1 protein-coding gene is annotated in these 283 nt (G+C 37.1%); it reads left to right on the top strand.

Annotation, left to right across the window (positions count from 1 at the left end):
- Positions 1–238: 238 nt before the first annotated feature.
- Positions 239–283, top strand: a 45-nt coding sequence (locus tag HMPREF3139_RS11160; RefSeq protein ID WP_283127005.1) for a hypothetical protein, incomplete at its 3' end; no start/stop codon positions are given.

The raw sequence follows: 283 nt of genomic DNA, 5'->3' as shown, positions 1-283 counted from the left end.
TATAAAACTTAAACTCAATAAGTAGCATGTGTGCGGAACGCGCGCATGCGGTTTTCAAGGTTTGAGCTAAGAGGCCGTCTGAAAACAGAAAAACCGTTTCAGACGGCCTTTGTTTAACGCCATCGATCCAGCAGGCCATAAAGCACAATTATCCAAAAAGGTATATTGATAGGCAAATACAAAAAGGAGGAGAAGTCAATTTTACTATCTTCAAACATTTTTAATTTGGAGTATTTCCATGGTAATTACTTATCAAGAAGCAAAGAAAATCGCAGTATCTTTT

The organism is Neisseria sp. HMSC15G01, assembly GCF_001808255.1.
In the GTDB taxonomy this organism is placed as follows: Bacteria; Pseudomonadota; Gammaproteobacteria; order Burkholderiales; family Neisseriaceae; genus Neisseria; species Neisseria subflava_A.
This window is presented reverse-complemented; position numbering and strand designations above follow the sequence as displayed.